This is a genomic window from Salinicoccus sp. ID82-1 (assembly GCF_021991715.1).
GTDB lineage: Bacteria > Bacillota > Bacilli > Staphylococcales > Salinicoccaceae > Salinicoccus > Salinicoccus cyprini.
Genome location: NZ_JAGFLY010000003.1, coordinates 234,812 through 250,241, shown reverse-complemented (window position 1 = coordinate 250,241; position 15,430 = coordinate 234,812). Strand labels below are relative to the sequence as shown.

Here is a 15,430-nt window from a genome sequence, read left to right as displayed (position 1 = left end):
CATTTTTGAAAAATAAAAATATCAGCATCAGAGGCGCCAGACAGCATAATCTCAAAAATATCAATGTCGATATTCCAAGGGACCAGCTTGTTGTGATGACAGGGCTGTCGGGCTCCGGCAAATCATCGCTTGCGTTCGATACGATCTATGCTGAAGGGCAGCGGCGCTATGTCGAATCATTGAGCGCCTATGCCAGGCAGTTTCTCGGACAGATGGAGAAGCCGGATGTGGATTCGATTGAAGGATTGTCTCCTGCCATCTCCATCGACCAGAAGACAACAAGCAACAACCCCCGTTCGACAGTATCGACAATCACCGAAATCTATGATTACCTGCGTCTGCTCTATGCACGAGCCGGGACACCATACTGTCCGATCCATGGAATAGAGATTACGTCACAGACCATACAGGAGATGGTCGACCAGGTCATGACGCTTCCCGAGCGCTCCAAGATCCAGGTGCTTGCGCCAATTGTACGCGGCAGGAAAGGGATGCATGAAAAGATTTTCGAACAGCTTGCGAAAGAAGGCTATGCACGTGTCATCGTCGATGATGAAATGCATGATATCGAGTCTGTTCCAGAACTGACGAAGAACAAGAAGCACAGCATCGATGTCGTCATCGACCGTCTGGCTGTACGCGAAGGCATCGAAGCACGTCTCAGCGACTCGATGCAGACTGCTCTTGAAAAAGGTGAAGGGAATGTCACTGTCAATGTAATCGATGGTGAGGATATGCATTTCTCCGAGCACTTCTCCTGTCCGGAATGCGGATTCACCATTTCAGAGATGGAACCGAGGCTCTTTTCATTCAACGCACCTTATGGTGCGTGCCCGGACTGTGACGGCCTTGGCATGAAGATGGCTGTGGATGAGCGACTTGTCATTCCGGATCCTTCACTGACACTCGAGGAAGGGGCACTGAACCCATGGCAGCCGATCAGTTCGGACTACTATCCGACACTGCTCAGACAGACGTGCGACCACTTCGGCATCGATATGCAGAAGCCGTACAAGGATCTGACAAAGAAAGAGAAGAATATCATACTGTTCGGCTCAAAAGGTGAGATGATCAGCTATACCTTCAACCAGAACAACGGGGTTGCCCGGACACGCAAGATGCCATACGAAGGCATCATCAACAATATCGAGCGCAGATATAAGGAAAGCCCTTCGGAGTATACACGGGATGTCATGAGCAGATACATGCGGGAGATCGAGTGCAAGACGTGCGACGGCTACCGTCTCAATGCAGAAGCGCTGGCAGTCAAAGTCGATGGCCGCCATATCGGCCAAGCAGTCGATGAGCCTGTCAAAGAGGCGCTGCAGTTCTTCAGCAATCTGGAACTGTCCGAGAAGAACCGTCAGATTGCCGCACCGATTCTTAAGGAAGTCAATGAACGTCTGACCTTTCTCTTCAACGTCGGCCTCGACTACCTGACGCTCAATCGTCGCAGCGGAACCCTTTCCGGCGGCGAAGCCCAGCGCATCCGTCTGGCCACCCAGATCGGCTCCAGGCTGAGCGGCGTGCTCTATATTCTCGATGAACCTTCAATCGGTCTGCACCAGCGGGATAACGACCGCCTGATCAGTACACTGAAGGACATGCGTGATCTCGGCAATACGCTCATCGTCGTCGAGCATGATGAAGATACGATGCTCGCAAGCGACCACCTGATCGATATCGGTCCGGGTGCCGGCGAACACGGCGGCCAGATCATGGCACAGGGGACACCTGAAGAAGTGATGAATGATGACAATTCCATCACCGGCCAGTACTTGAGCGGCAAGAAGAAGATTCCGCTGCCTGAAGCATACAGGAAGCCGGATATGAAACGCAGCCTCGAAATAAAAGGCGCCAAGGAAAACAATCTCAAAAACGTAAACGTCAAGATTCCGCTGTCTGTACTGAATGTCGTCACAGGCGTATCAGGTTCAGGCAAAAGTACACTGATCAATGAAATCCTGTACAAGGGTCTGCATACTAAACTCTATAAATCCAAGCATATACCAGGTGAGCACAAGGAGATCAAAGGTGCTGAAAATATCGAAAAGATCATCGATATCGACCAGTCCCCGATCGGTCGGACGCCGCGAAGCAATCCGGCAACATATACGGGTGTGTTCGATAATATACGCGACGTGTTCGCCCAGACCAACGAAGCAAAAGTACGCGGCTATCAGAAGGGCCGCTTCAGCTTCAACGTCAAGGGTGGTCGATGTGAAGCCTGCAGAGGTGATGGCATCATCAAGATCGAGATGCATTTTCTGCCGGATGTGTTCGTACCATGTGAAGTATGTGATGGAAAGCGTTATAATAGAGAGACACTGGAAGTGAAATATAAAGATAACAGCATTGCAGATGTACTGGCAATGACAGTGGAGGAAGGGTACTATTTCTTTGAAAACATGCCCAAGATCAAGCGCAAGCTCAAAACACTGCTCGATGTCGGTCTCGGCTACGTCCGTCTCGGACAGCCTGCCACAACCTTATCCGGTGGGGAAGCACAGCGTGTAAAGCTGGCTTCCGAGCTGCATAAGCGTTCTGACGGGAAGTCGCTCTATATACTGGACGAACCGACGACAGGACTGCATTCCGAGGATATCGGCAAGCTGATCACCGTCATGCAGCGGCTGGTCGACAATGGTGACACCGTCATTGTCATCGAGCATAATCTGGATGTCATCAAAGTGGCAGATCATATTACCGACCTTGGTCCTGAAGGTGGTGATGGCGGAGGCACGATTGTTGTGAATGGTTCCGTCCAGGAAATCATGGCAGAAGCGGACAGCTACACAGGCTATCATCTAAAAAAATGGTTGGATAGAAACCATCAGGGGGATTGAAATGGATAACAAAGACCGTATTTTAAAAATGCTGGAAGAAGGAAAGATCACATCCGAAGAGGCATTGCGCCTGCTGGACGCAATGGAGTCCAAGTCGGACCAGGACCAGACTTCCCACCAGCAGGCAGGTGCCGGACGCAAGAGCAGCCGGCGCCAGACCAGCGACGGACCGAAAGATGTTTTCCAGCAGTTCGTGAATGAGTTTCAGAAATATGTCAACAGCGACAAGGCCAACGAAGCGTTCAACCAGGTCAAGAACAAAATGGAGAGCCAGAAGCAGACGGCACAGCTCTACAAGACTTTTGAAAAAGCATTCGACGGAGTCAAGAACAGCACCATCGATTCGATGTTCACACAAGGTTCGAAAAACCGACTGATCGAGACAGTCGAAGACAGCTACTCCAATGTATCCATCGACATTACGAACGGCAATGTCAAAGTGGTGCCGACAGACAAGGTGACCACTGCAAAATTCGAAGTGACACCATTCTACCGCAAGCTGGATAATGATAGGAACTACTTCCAGGACATCATCTGCGAAGTGAAGAACGATGAACTCCTCATCTTTTCCGATATCCGGACGGCGCGGGTCAATGTGGAACTTCAGATCAATCCATCCATCATCAATCGTCTGATCGTATCCGGATCGAACGGCAATGTCAGTATCGAAAGCCAGGAGTTCAGCGATCTGACAGTCGACCTGCTGAACGGCAATATCGAGCTCGATGCTGTTTCCAGCAATAATGCATTCGTGCGTACTTCAAGAGGCAACATCGATGTAAGAGAAGGGGCACATGGTGCCCTTGAAATGATTTCGATGCTCGGTACCGTCAATACCGAGACGCTCAATGCACAGGATGTCACTGTTTCATCCAACGGTTCAGTGAACATCTCACTCCAGGAGCACACGGAATCTGCGACCATCAATGCAAATATGGGCAGCATCAATATCAATGTGCCGCATGGCCGTGCACTGGAAGGCAGACTGAGTACAGTCGTCGGGCAGATCAACTATCCGCCTGATCTGGATGTCAGATTCATGAAGTCCCAGGATATCGGTTTCAAGGAACTCATGCTTGTCAACCAGTCGGATGACAAGGCGATGCTTCTTGAAGTGGGTACCAAGTTCGGCAGTGTAACACTGCACCGCAGCTGATGAAAATATGGCAGTAGCTGAAAACCCTGCATGAGTGCAGGGTTTTTCTTCATTTCTGTGTCTATCATACATAACCAAATGTGACTGGGGTGTGAATAAAAAACCAAATGCACATGAAATGATCCATCTTTACAACCCGATATATTGAAAATGATTTTTTGTTTCTTTATAGTTGAGGTAACAAATCACCGAGGTGACGGAATGCTTACAGTTAAGAAAATCATAGATAAATTCAATTTGAAGATCATCTCCGGTAACGAAGGCATCGATAAGGAGATTGTCAATATAGATGTATCAAGGCCCGGACTTGAAGTGGCCGGCTATTTCTCCCACTATTCATCCGACCGGGTACAGGTGCTCGGGATGACGGAGTCCTCCTTCTTTGAGCGTATGCTGACAGAGGAGGAACGTGAGGACCGTTCAAAACGTCTATGCCGCAAAGAGACGCCATGCATTATTGTGACACGCAACCTCGGAGCTCCACTTGAACTGATCGAGGCATGCAACCAGACGCATATCCCGCTGCTGGTCACGGAAGACAACACAACAAACTTCATCAGCCGCATGTCGAACTTTCTTGAGAAGGCACTGGCGCCTGAGACGAACATGCACGGTGTGCTGGTCGACATATACGGCATCGGTGTGCTGATCACCGGTGAAAGCGGCGTCGGCAAGAGTGAAACCGCCCTTGAGCTTGTGAAGAACGGTCATCGTCTTGTGGCGGATGATAATGTCGAAATCAAGGAAGTATCGAAAAATGTACTGATGGGATCGGCACCACCGCTCATCCGAAACCTGCTCGAAATACGCGGGCTCGGCATCATCAACGTCATGACCCTTTTTGGTGCAGGCAGCATCCTCGAAGAAAAGCGTGTCATGCTGAATGTCAGCCTTGAACCTTGGGAGTCCGACAAGACATATGAGCGCCTCGGTCTGGATCAGAAGAAGATGCGCATCCTCAATTCCGAGATCGATCAGAAGACGATTCCGATCCGGCCGGGCCGAAGCCTGGCAGGCATCATAGAAGTGGCCGCGATGAACCACCGCATGCAGCATATGGGATATGACGCTGCCCAGGAATTCAACGATAGGCTGAACCGGCAGATTCAAGTCAACGGAGGAATGATCGATGATCTATAGTACACCACCATTCAGTCCGATCGCATTGGAACTCGGACCGCTCAACATATACTGGTACGGCATCATCATTGCCTCAGGCATGCTGCTCGGCTACTTTTTCGCCAACCGGGAATCAGACAGGAAAGGACTGCCTGAAGGGCTGTTCATGGACATGATGTTCTATATCATCATCACCTCCATTGTCTGTGCAAGACTATACTATGTCGTCTTCCAGTGGGACTACTACAGCCAGAACCCGATTGACATCATCATGGTGAACGAAGGCGGGATGGCCATCCACGGTGGTCTGATCGGCGGTTTTCTTGCTGGTGTCATCTACAGCCGCATCAAGGGCTTCAGCTTCTTCCAACTTGCTGATATTGCCGCACCAAGCATCATATTGGGCCAGGCGATCGGACGCTGGGGGAACTTCATGAACCAGGAGGCCCACGGAGGCGAAGTGACTCGTGAATTCCTTGATTCGCTTCTGCTGCCTGACTGGATCATCAACCAGATGTACATAGATGGTGCATACTACCACCCGACGTTCCTGTATGAATCGGTATGGAATATCATCGGCTTCGTCCTGCTGATACTGATCCGTCCGAAGCTGAAAATAGGGCAGACGATCCTGCTCTACCTGATCTACTATTCTGTAGGGCGTTTTTTCATCGAAGGCATGCGCACGGACAGTCTGATGATCGGCGAGAGCCTGCGTACAGCCCAGTTCATTTCAATTCTGCTGATTGTTGCCGCTTTAGCGGTATGGATCTACCGCAGCATTAAGTACAAGCTGCCGAAGTATGGGGAAACAGAAGGCGTCTATAAAGGAAGATGATGGATGAGAAGAGTGAAGAGGATAAAAGCGGGTGCAATAAACCCGCTCTGGCATATGTATCGTACGGTGTCGAGGTTCAAAGTCGCTAAAAACTTCATTATAATTGAGCTTGGTCGATACTGTCCTTCGACGATATGGAAGCATCGGCTGTATGCGGGACTGCTCGGAATGAAGCTTGGAGAGAACGTTTCGCTTGCTTTCAAAGCCATGCCGGATCTGATGTATCCGGAGCGCATCCACATTGGCAAAAACAGTATAATCGGTTATAATACAGTAATATTGACGCACGAATATCTGGTGGATGAGTACAGGGTCGGAGATGTACGCATCGGGCATGATACCATGGTCGGTGCGAATGTCACCATTCTGCCGGGCGTTGTCATCGGAGATCATGCAGTCATCGGTGCAGGCAGTGTCGTATCAAAGGATGTTCCCGATCATTCAATCTGCTATGGCAACCCGCTTATAGTAAGGAGTAGGAATAATGAATAGGAAAGTGATTCCCTTTGAACAGAATGGAGAGTTCCATTTTAATCAGGGACTGAAAAAAACTGAACAGAATAAGAAGCATGCGGCACTGAAAAGTTTTCAGAAGGCCTACGAGCTCGATCGGAACAACCTGGCCTACCTTTCCCAGTACGCGTACCTGCTTGCTGAAAATGGACGTGGAGCAGAAGCTGAACATATATTGATAAACGCCTTCATTCAGCATCAGTATGATGCTGAATTTTATTTTATATTGAGCCAGCTCTATATCATCATGAACGACCCGAACAAGGCGTTCCTTTTCGGCGTGGAGTATGTAAAGTATGCACCTGATTCCGGGTATGATGAAGAGCTCGAGCAGATGTTCGAAGTGAGCATCCAGGATGAGGATGAAGTGGAGCGTGAAGCCACGCGCTTCACCGGCCAGCATCTGTTCCAGCATCTCTTCATGAATGCACGTATTGAGGAGGCACTCGACTTTCTCAGTACGATTCCCATATCCATCCAGGAGGAAAGGGAGTTCCGCAACCAGAAGGCGATGGCAGCCCTGTTCCTGAACCGCTTCGAAGAGGCGCATGAACTGCTCGAGCAGCTGCTCAAGGAAGACCGGACGGATATGCATGCACTGAGTCATATGACACTGCTCTACTATCATACAGGGGAAGAGGAGAAGTACCGGGCTTTCCTGAAAAAGCTCGAAGTCGTCCAGCCGCTTGATGACGATGCCAGGTTCAAAGTCGGTCTGGTACTCAATTTCCTGCAGCAGCATGCGCGCTCCTACGAACTGCTCCATCCACTCTACAAGGATCAGGTATTCATCAGCTTCCAGCTGCTGCATGCACTGAGCCATGCGAGCTACCATATCGGCAAAGTCGAGGAGTCGCGGATGTTCTGGGATAAGATGCAGACATTCCACCAGGTAAGTGAAATGCACAGCCCGTGGAAGCGCCATGAAGCGACAGCACGCATCACACAACTGGAAACGGAGTACCTGAAGGATGATGATCCGTACAGGAGACTGCTCGGGCTGTACAAGATTTACAATATTGTACCGCGCGACGCCATACTCGGCCATGAAGTATGGGATACCATCGAAGCGCTCGAAGATTACGAGAAGCTCTACATTTCATTTCTATTCCAGGGCCTGAAACTGGTCCGGCTCGGGCGCATGCATAAAGGTCTCGAAGCCATGACGCAGGCAGGCTATGAAGATGAGGATGACCAGCTGGCATGGATAGAGACGTTCCATACGCTGTACGACAGCAAGGTGGAACTTGAGGACATCAGTGCATTCACAGCCGCCACCCTATACTTCCACCAGCGCGGCAGAAAGATCAGCAAGCGGTCGCTCGTCGACAGTTTCGATACGAGCCTCTACCGGCTGAACAAGGCACTTGAAGCCGTCAGGCAGATTTAATGAAATACGGCTCGAATTTCTGTATAATATTTTAGAGTCGATATAGAAGAAAAGGAGTTTTGTCTCATGACTGAAGAAAATATCTATGATGTTGTCATCATCGGCGCAGGACCGGCAGGTATGACAGCTGCTGTCTATGCTTCCCGTGCCAACCTGAAAACGGTCATGCTGGAACGCGGCATGCCGGGCGGACAGATGGCAAACACTGAAGAAGTGGAGAACTTCCCGGGATTCGACTTCATTACAGGACCGGAACTATCCACTAAAATGTTCGAGCATTCCCAGAAATTCGGTGCCGAATATAAATATGGAGATATCAAATCCATTGAAGACCATGGAGAAATCAAAGTACTGAAAACAGGCAGTGAAGAGATTCACACGCGTGCGGTCATCATTGCGACGGGTGCCGAATACAAGAAGGTCGGTGTCGAAGGCGAAGATACGCTCGGCGGCCGTGGTGTCAGCTACTGTGCTGTATGTGATGGGGCATTCTTCAAAGAGAAGGAACTGGTCGTCATCGGTGGGGGCGACTCCGCAGTGGAAGAAGGCGTCTTCCTGACCAAATTCGCGAGCAAAGTGACGATTGTCCACAGAAGGGATCAGCTGCGTGCGCAGAAGATCCTTCAGGATCGTGCGTTCAAAAACGATAAGATCGATTTCATCTGGGATACGGAAATCCAGTCCATCAATGGCGAAAACCGTGTTGAAAGCGTGACACTGCTCGATAAGAATACCGGTTCCGAGTATGATTATAAAGCAGATGGTGTCTTTGTATATGTCGGAATGAAGCCTCTGACAGCACCATTTGAAGGCTTAGGCATACTGAATGCGCTCGGTTACGTGGAAACAAATGATGAAATGGAAACAGCCATACCAGGTATTTTTGCAGCCGGCGACGTGCGCAACAAGACATTGCGCCAGATTGTCACTGCAACTGGAGACGGCAGTATCGCCGCCCAGAATGTACAGCATTATATTGAACATCTTGCAGATATGCAGGAAAGCAAATAACCACCTCCCCAGGGTTCCTCCTGGGGAATTTTTTTGTAGTACAGATGAGCTGGCAGGTTGAAAACAGAGTCTGGTATGCGTATCATATGTTATTGCTACAAAGCTTCTGACATGATTTAATTAATAGAAAGCACACATAAAACTACTTAAGAGGACGTGGGGCAATGAAGCAGCTGATTATTGTAACAGGCATGAGCGGCGCCGGAAAATCCGTAGCCATCGAAGCACTGGAGGATATGGGATACTTCTGCATCGACAACCTGCCGCCCATCCTGCTTCAGAAAGTGGTCGAACTGATGGAGACGACGGACGGCCAGATGGATCGTGTTGGTCTTGGCATCGATCTGAGAGGCAAGGAATTCTTCGACCGCCTCGTTGCAGAGATCGAAAAGCTGAGGGACCACCCGGATCTCGCTCTGGAAATCTTTTTCATCGATGCTTCGGATGATCGCCTTGTCACACGCTATAAGGAAACCCGCAGGGCCCATCCGCTGGATCATGAGATGAATCTGCTGGATGCCATTACGAAGGAGCGCGAGCTGCTGGATGAACTGAAAGGCCATGCGACACATATTCTCGATTCGACAAATACATCGGCAAAGGAACTCAGAGGCATGATGTTCGACAAGAATGCCGGTGAGAACCGCCCCGTGTTCAATGTGAATGTGATGAGTTTCGGTTTCAAGCACGGCATTCCGATTGATGCTGATCTTGTATTCGATGTGCGTTTTCTGCCGAACCCGCACTATGTCGATGTACTGCGTCCCCAGACAGGACTGGATAAGCCGGTGTCGGACTATGTCCTGAAGTGGAAGGAAACGAAAGTATTCTATGCCAAGCTCTATGATCTGCTCAAGTACATGCTCCCGCAGTTCATGAAGGAGGGCAAATCCCAGCTCATCATCGCCATCGGATGTACCGGTGGCCAGCATCGTTCGGTGACGCTTGCTGAGAAGCTGGTGCATGATATCAGTGAGGATTTTGATTTTGCAATCCGGGCGGTGCATAGGGATGCGCCGGTCAAAGGTTCAGAAAATGAAAAAGATTAGGATCACACTTGTCGGTGGCGGAACAGGTCTCAGTGTACTGGCCAGAGGCTTGAGAAAATATCCTGTTGATATATCCGCCATCGTATCCGTCGCTGATGATGGCGGATCGACCGGAATCATACGTGACCAGATTGATATGCCGGCACCGGGGGATATCAGAAACGTCATGACCGCACTGAGTGATGTGGAAACGAAACTTGAGAACCTGTTCGCCTACCGCTTCAGAAAAGAGGCGCTTGGCGGCCATGCGCTCGGTAATCTGATGCTTGCCGCCATGTATGACATGACAGGCGACTTCGCTGTCGCTGTCAAAGAACTGAGCAAAATTCTCAATGTGAAAGGGACGGTCATTCCATCGACCAACATCAGTCCAAAGCTTGCCGCAAGGATGGCAGACAATTCGATCATCGTCGGAGAGAGCTACATTCCGGAAGTGAAGCAGAAGATAGAGGAAGTCTACCTGATACCGAATGACACTGTAGCGACACCGGAAGCCATCGAGGCCATCGAAAAGTCGGATGTCATCGTCTTTGGACCGGGCAGCCTGTACACAAGCATCATACCGAACCTCATACCTGAAGGGATGAAGGAGGCAATCGGCAAGGCGCGGGGCATAAAAGTATATGTATCCAACATCATGACCCAGATCGGGGAGACTGTCGGCTATTCTGCAGCAGATCATCTGGACGCAATCAACAAGCATATGGGACACAATGCCATCGATTTCATCATCCTGAATGAAGAGGACATCAAAGGTCGCATATCCGACTACTACAACCGCAACGATATGACCACTGTGGAAAGCGACAGGGAGCGTCTGAAAGAGATGGGCGCGACTGTTGTAACCGATCATCGACTCGTCGAAATCGATGCAGAAGGTGCAGTGCGCCATGATAATAAGGTGCTGGCGGAGATCATATATGATATTGCCCTCAGGGAAATCAGCACACTGCAGTATAAGAAATAAACGATAAGGGCGTGATCGCATGTCATTTGCTTCCGAGATGAAAAATGAATTATCTAGGATCGAAGTGGAGCCATGCTGCATGAAGAGTGAACTGTCCGCACTCATCAAGATGAATGGGGCATTGAGCCATTTCAACGGAGAATGGATCATCAACATACAGACTGAAAATGCGGCGATAGCCAGAAGGATATTCACACTGATCCGTAATCTCTACGGGGTGGAAATAGAACTGCTCGTACGCAGAAAGATGAAGCTTAAAAAGAATAATGTATATATATCGCGCATCAAGAAGGACAGCAGGAAAGTGCTTGAGGATCTCGACATCATGAAGGACGGCGTGCTCTCCCATGAGGTCAGTGATACTGTCAAAAAGAATGAATGCTGCATCCGCAGCTACCTGCGCGGTGCTTTTCTTGCCGGAGGGTCAGTTAATAATCCTGAAACATCGGCCTACCACCTGGAAATATTCTCCCTGTATGAGGAACATGCAGAAAGTCTGACCGAACTGATGAACGGCTATGAGCTCAATGCCAAACATATAGAACGCAAACGGGGCTATATCACCTACTTGAAGGAAGCGGAGAAGATTGCAGAATTTCTGAGTCTGATCGGCGGCTATCAGGCACTTCTCAAGTTCGAGGATATCCGGATTGTCAGAGATATGAGAAACTCGGTCAACCGGCTCGTCAACTGCGAGACGGCCAACTTGAACAAGACAATCGGTGCGGCGATGCGCCAGGTTGAGAACATCCAGTTCATTGATCAGGAGATTGGTCTTGAAGAACTGCCCGAACGGCTCAGGGAAATCGCACGGCTGCGTGTGGAACATCAGGATGTGTCTTTGAAGGAGCTCGGAGAAATGGTGTCGACAGGCACCATTTCAAAGTCCGGCATCAACCACCGGTTGAGAAAGCTGGATACCATCGCAGACAAGCTGAGAAGCGGCGAAGAGATCATATTCAAATAAAAACGCGTGTACTTATAATCAAGTACACGCGTTTTGCCGTTTCAGATATGATCAGTCGGAGACCGTCTTCTTCTTGTCTTCAAGGTCGAAAATATTCTCAAGCGCGATTTCCAGAGTAGGGAAAACAAATTTGAAGTCATTTTCCATCAGGACTTCCGGCAGTACATACTGGCCTTTAAGAACCAGAATGGATTGTTCCCCGAGAATCTTTTCAATCAGAAAAGCCGGTGTCTTGAAGAAATCCGGACGGCCAAGCGCGGAACTCAGATATTTGGAGAAAGTTTTCTGTCTCAACGGCATCGGTGCTGTCATGTTGACTGGACCTCTGATGCTCGAATGTACGCCGGTATAGAGGAGGGCATTGAGCACATCGTCGATATGGATCCAGCTGTACCACTGTTCCCCGCTGCCAAGAGGTCCGCCCGCACCCAATCGGTATGGTATGCTCATTTTCGGCAAGGCACCTTCCTTTGAATCAAGGATGAGTCCGAAGCGGGCACAGACCACCCTGACGCCGAGGTCCTCGAATTTTTTGGCTTCATTTTCCCATGCAGTCACTACAGTCGATAGGAAATCATGCGCTGCAAACGTATCCGATTCCGTATAGCGTACGCTTTTGCTCGCAGGATAGTAATTGATGCCGCTGGCACTGACAAGCGCACCCGGTGTGACTTCAGCCTGTGCCGCATAGCGTCTGAGCATGCGTGTCACATCCATTCTTGAATTATAGATGGCTTCCTTATGTTCATCCGTCCACTTATCCTGGAGTGAAGCCCCGGCAAGGTTGTATATGACATCAACTTTAAGCGGCATCTCATCCATCCATGCATCATCCTCCGGATGATCCGGGTCGTACTTTACATAATGGACATATGGATGATCGGAAGTGCGCTCGCTGCGGGTGAGTATATAGACATGATCGTATTCCTGCTTCAAAATCTCTGTCAGCCTTGATCCGACAAATCCTGTGCCGCCCGTAATCAGTACATTCATATCATCACGCTCCTTAATGTGATTATAACCTCTACGCACAGATCATAACCGATTTTTGGTCAAAAAAATAAAAAAGCCGGAAAATCTTCCGGCTTTTCGGGCAGTCCTCGACTAGCCCTGGAGTTTTTCAGGCTCCATGACTTCATCGACAAGACCGTATTCTTTTGCTTCTTCTGCTGTCATGAAGAAGTCGCGATCCGTATCCTTCTCGATTTTATCGAGAGGCTGATCCGTACGTTCAGCAAGAATCTTATTGAGCTTCTCACGTGTTCTCAGAATGTGCTTGGCTGCGATTTCGATTTCAGTCGCCTGACCTTGCGCACCACCGAGTGGCTGGTGGATCATCACTTCAGCGTTCGGCAGGGCAAACCTTTTGCCTTTGGCGCCTGCTGCCAGCAGGAAGGAACCCATGGATGCCGCCATACCGAGACAGATTGTCTGTACGTCCGGCTTGATGTGCTGGATTGTATCGTAGATTGCCATGCCGGCTGTAACGCTGCCGCCTGGTGAGTTGATATATAGGAAGATATCCTTTTCAGGGTCCTGAGCCTGCAGGAAGAGCAGCTGGCTGACTACGGAGTTTGCAACATTGTCATCGATGCCCGTACCGATCATGATGATCCTGTCCTTCAGCAGTCTCGAGTAGATGTCATAAGCACGTTCCCCGCGGTTTGTCTGTTCAATAACTGTAGGAATGAGATTCATTGTATTACCTCCTGGTATTGTGTTTGGCTTTCTTTCACTGATTCAGTTATACCATATTAGTCAAATAAGGTCAAAAGAAACACTTTGTGTAGAGAAGAGTAAAATTAAGGCTTTAATTCATTCTTATTTATTGCTATACTTATATTTGCTTTATTGCGTTCCGAAATATAATTTAATCATACCCCCGTGGTGTAATGGATAACACGTAAGATTCCGGTTCTTGAGATGGGAGTTCGATCCTCTCCGGGGGTGTTAGATCGAGGTGGGCCGTGTGAGTGGCGAACTTGAGGTTATGGAAGCTCCAGATAAAGTCCTTAGCGAAGATTTTGTGCGCGATGTATTCTACATTGCCGTCAATTGTGGCAAGATGCTGCTGGAAAGTGGAGCTGAAACATATCGGATTGAAGATACGATGCTGCGCATCGCATCCAGTTACGGTATTGAAAATGCCCAAGTATTCGTCACTCCCACGGTCATTATTTTTTCCATGAACGATTATGCGCTCACACAGACGGTACGCATCGATGAACGGGCCAACAATCTGGAGAAGATAATGAGCGTCAATGAGCTGTCGAGGCGTATTTCGGCAGGTCTGCCACTCAAGCGGGCAATCAGCAGTCTGGAAAAAATCCATAATACCGATTTTTTCCCCTTCTGGCTGGTTGTTCTCTCCGGTGGTGCCATCGGTTTTCTATTTCTGCTGCTTTTCGATGGTACAGCCGCCGACTTGCCGGCTGCTTTCATCGCCGGTGCCGGTGGGGTTTTCATCATGGAAGGCATCCAGCGCTATACAAGGGTCAAATTCTTTACTGAATTCTTCGCTGCCCTCTATATAGCGGTTGTTTCGATTGCGCTTGTCGAAAGCGGTTACGGCACCATGCTCGATACCATCATCATTGCCGGTGTCATGCCGCTTGTGCCTGGAGTACTGATTACGAATGCAATCCGGGAGATGATCCGCGGCCACCTGATGGCCGGCGTGATCAAAGGCGCGGAAGCCGCTCTGACGGCCATTGCCATCGGTGCAGGCGTCGGTCTGGTATTCCTGCTGGTATAGGAGGCGCACGAATGATCTATTTCTATCAATTTGTACTGAGCTTCTTCGCTTCTGCAAGTTTCGGCGTCCTCTTCAATGCGCCGAGGAAGGCACTGGCCAGCTGCGGCGTTACAGGGGCATTCGGCTGGCTTGTCTTCTACGCTTGCCGGGAAGCCGGGATGGATCTGATCCTGGCTACGTATCTGGGTGCAATCGCACTATCCATGATCGCAATCTTCTATTCACGCCATAAAAGAATGCCGATCATTGCGTTCATCACCTGCGGCATCATTCCGCTGGTGCCCGGCGGCCTTGCATATAATGCCATGCGTCACGTTGTACTGAAAGACTATATGACTGCTTTGGAGTATGGATTTGAAGCCGCACTGATTTCATTGGCCATCGCGATGGGCATCATCAGTACCGAAATGATCGATCAGGTATTGCAGGCAGTCAGAAAGAAACTGAAAAAAGAAAGGGTATGAATATGCTGGAACTGACATATTATACAAGAAAGAAATGTCCTTTATGCGATGAAGGAAAAGAACAGATCAACCTTGCACTGTCCGAACTCAGGTACAATGATGTCCAGATGAGGACTTTGGATATAGATGAGGACGAAGTGCTGCAGGAGGAATACATGATTCGTGTACCTGTGCTGATGCATGAAGGCAATGTCGTCCAGGAAGGCATCATCGATTTCGCCTATGTCTATGATTACTTGAAGACCCACCTGGGTAAATAACAGAATAGCGAAAGATAAATAATTGCATTATTTAATATGTATGATATATTAAGTGTGTAATTATTTTTTGTCCCTAGTGGGACGTAATACGTCTC

Annotated in this window: 15 protein-coding genes and 1 tRNA gene; 14 read left to right on the top strand and 2 right to left on the bottom strand. The window is 49.2% G+C overall.

What is annotated here, in order from left to right:
- Window positions 1–5: 5 nt before the first annotated feature.
- From uvrA to whiA, 10 genes are all read left to right on the top strand, one after another.
- The gene (gene uvrA, locus J4760_RS09050) at window positions 6–2,846 is read left to right on the top strand and encodes an excinuclease ABC subunit UvrA (RefSeq protein WP_145290716.1); all 2,841 of its coding nucleotides are present in this window, start codon (window positions 6–8) and stop codon (window positions 2,844–2,846) included.
- 1 nt (window position 2,847) lies between these two features.
- Window positions 2,848–4,002: a DUF4097 family beta strand repeat-containing protein gene (locus J4760_RS09045; protein ID WP_145290719.1), complete on the top strand. Its 1,155-nt coding sequence runs from the start codon at window positions 2,848–2,850 to the stop codon at window positions 4,000–4,002.
- A 201-nt stretch (window positions 4,003–4,203) separates the two neighbouring features.
- Window positions 4,204–5,142 carry an HPr(Ser) kinase/phosphatase gene (gene hprK, locus J4760_RS09040; RefSeq protein ID WP_145290721.1) on the top strand — a complete coding sequence of 313 codons (939 nt, stop codon included), beginning with the start codon at window positions 4,204–4,206 and terminating at the stop codon, window positions 5,140–5,142.
- Window positions 5,132–5,959: a prolipoprotein diacylglyceryl transferase gene (lgt, locus tag J4760_RS09035; RefSeq protein WP_145290724.1), complete on the top strand. Its 828-nt coding sequence runs from the start codon at window positions 5,132–5,134 to the stop codon at window positions 5,957–5,959. Before hprK ends, lgt begins: the two co-directional genes overlap by 11 nt.
- 3 nt (window positions 5,960–5,962) lie before the next feature.
- Window positions 5,963–6,451 carry an acyltransferase gene (locus J4760_RS09030; RefSeq protein ID WP_237605482.1) on the top strand — a complete coding sequence of 163 codons (489 nt, stop codon included), beginning with the start codon at window positions 5,963–5,965 and terminating at the stop codon, window positions 6,449–6,451.
- The gene (locus J4760_RS09025) at window positions 6,444–7,862 is read left to right on the top strand and encodes a tetratricopeptide repeat protein (protein WP_237605481.1); all 1,419 of its coding nucleotides are present in this window, start codon (window positions 6,444–6,446) and stop codon (window positions 7,860–7,862) included. The genes J4760_RS09030 and J4760_RS09025 overlap by 8 nt, the downstream gene beginning before the upstream one ends.
- A 66-nt stretch (window positions 7,863–7,928) precedes the next feature.
- Window positions 7,929–8,873, top strand: a complete 945-nt coding sequence (trxB, locus tag J4760_RS09020) for a thioredoxin-disulfide reductase (RefSeq protein ID WP_237605480.1) — start codon at window positions 7,929–7,931, stop codon at window positions 8,871–8,873.
- Window positions 8,874–9,037: 164 nt separating this feature from the next.
- Window positions 9,038–9,922 carry an RNase adapter RapZ gene (gene rapZ / locus J4760_RS09015; protein ID WP_145290735.1) on the top strand — a complete coding sequence of 295 codons (885 nt, stop codon included), beginning with the start codon at window positions 9,038–9,040 and terminating at the stop codon, window positions 9,920–9,922.
- Window positions 9,909–10,889 (top strand): gluconeogenesis factor YvcK family protein, encoded by a 981-nt coding sequence (locus tag J4760_RS09010; RefSeq protein ID WP_145290738.1) that lies wholly within the window; start codon window positions 9,909–9,911, stop codon window positions 10,887–10,889. Before rapZ ends, J4760_RS09010 begins: the two co-directional genes overlap by 14 nt.
- Window positions 10,890–10,908: 19 nt before the next feature.
- A complete protein-coding gene (gene whiA / locus J4760_RS09005; RefSeq protein ID WP_145290741.1) occupies window positions 10,909–11,856 on the top strand; it encodes a DNA-binding protein WhiA in 948 nt (315 codons plus the stop codon).
- Between the two features lie 51 nt (window positions 11,857–11,907).
- Here the strand turns inward: whiA and J4760_RS09000 are convergent, their stop codons facing one another.
- Window positions 11,908–12,849, bottom strand: a complete 942-nt coding sequence (locus J4760_RS09000) for a TIGR01777 family oxidoreductase (protein WP_145290744.1) — start codon at window positions 12,847–12,849, stop codon at window positions 11,908–11,910.
- Between the two features lie 111 nt (window positions 12,850–12,960).
- The gene (clpP, locus tag J4760_RS08995) at window positions 12,961–13,554 is read right to left on the bottom strand and encodes an ATP-dependent Clp endopeptidase proteolytic subunit ClpP (protein WP_145290747.1); all 594 of its coding nucleotides are present in this window, start codon (window positions 13,552–13,554) and stop codon (window positions 12,961–12,963) included.
- A 180-nt stretch (window positions 13,555–13,734) separates the two neighbouring features.
- On the opposite strand from clpP, the gene J4760_RS08990 reads away from it, so the two are divergent.
- The 4 genes from J4760_RS08990 (at window position 13,735) to J4760_RS08975 (ending at window position 15,335) form a co-directional block, all read left to right on the top strand.
- Window positions 13,735–13,806 (top strand) — tRNA-Arg (locus J4760_RS08990).
- A gap of 19 nt (window positions 13,807–13,825) precedes the next feature.
- Window positions 13,826–14,611 carry a threonine/serine exporter family protein gene (locus J4760_RS08985; protein WP_237605479.1) on the top strand — a complete coding sequence of 262 codons (786 nt, stop codon included), beginning with the start codon at window positions 13,826–13,828 and terminating at the stop codon, window positions 14,609–14,611.
- Between the two features lie 11 nt (window positions 14,612–14,622).
- Complete coding sequence (locus J4760_RS08980; protein ID WP_145290753.1) at window positions 14,623–15,075, top strand: threonine/serine exporter family protein; 453 nt, start codon at window positions 14,623–14,625, stop codon at window positions 15,073–15,075.
- Between the two features lie 2 nt (window positions 15,076–15,077).
- Window positions 15,078–15,335: a glutaredoxin family protein gene (locus J4760_RS08975; protein WP_145290810.1), complete on the top strand. Its 258-nt coding sequence runs from the start codon at window positions 15,078–15,080 to the stop codon at window positions 15,333–15,335.
- Window positions 15,336–15,430 lie beyond the last annotated feature (95 nt).

What these genes read in the sequence shown, in the direction of transcription:
- J4760_RS09045 (WP_145290719.1), top strand. Translation starts at nt 2,848, where the DNA reads ATGGATAACAAAGACCGTATTTTAAAAATGCTGGAAGAAGGAAAGATC.
- hprK (WP_145290721.1), top strand. Translation starts at nt 4,204, where the DNA reads ATGCTTACAGTTAAGAAAATCATAGATAAATTCAATTTGAAGATCATC.
- lgt (WP_145290724.1), top strand. Translation starts at nt 5,132, where the DNA reads ATGATCTATAGTACACCACCATTCAGTCCGATCGCATTGGAACTCGGA.
- J4760_RS09030 (WP_237605482.1), top strand. Translation starts at nt 5,963, where the DNA reads ATGAGAAGAGTGAAGAGGATAAAAGCGGGTGCAATAAACCCGCTCTGG.
- J4760_RS09025 (WP_237605481.1), top strand. Translation starts at nt 6,444, where the DNA reads ATGAATAGGAAAGTGATTCCCTTTGAACAGAATGGAGAGTTCCATTTT.
- trxB (WP_237605480.1), top strand. Translation starts at nt 7,929, where the DNA reads ATGACTGAAGAAAATATCTATGATGTTGTCATCATCGGCGCAGGACCG.
- rapZ (WP_145290735.1), top strand. Translation starts at nt 9,038, where the DNA reads ATGAAGCAGCTGATTATTGTAACAGGCATGAGCGGCGCCGGAAAATCC.
- J4760_RS09010 (WP_145290738.1), top strand. Translation starts at nt 9,909, where the DNA reads ATGAAAAAGATTAGGATCACACTTGTCGGTGGCGGAACAGGTCTCAGT.
- whiA (WP_145290741.1), top strand. Translation starts at nt 10,909, where the DNA reads ATGTCATTTGCTTCCGAGATGAAAAATGAATTATCTAGGATCGAAGTG.
- J4760_RS09000 (WP_145290744.1), bottom strand. Translation starts at nt 12,849, where the DNA reads ATGAATGTACTGATTACGGGCGGCACAGGATTTGTCGGATCAAGGCTG.
- clpP (WP_145290747.1), bottom strand. Translation starts at nt 13,554, where the DNA reads ATGAATCTCATTCCTACAGTTATTGAACAGACAAACCGCGGGGAACGT.
- J4760_RS08980 (WP_145290753.1), top strand. Translation starts at nt 14,623, where the DNA reads ATGATCTATTTCTATCAATTTGTACTGAGCTTCTTCGCTTCTGCAAGT.
- J4760_RS08975 (WP_145290810.1), top strand. Translation starts at nt 15,078, where the DNA reads ATGCTGGAACTGACATATTATACAAGAAAGAAATGTCCTTTATGCGAT.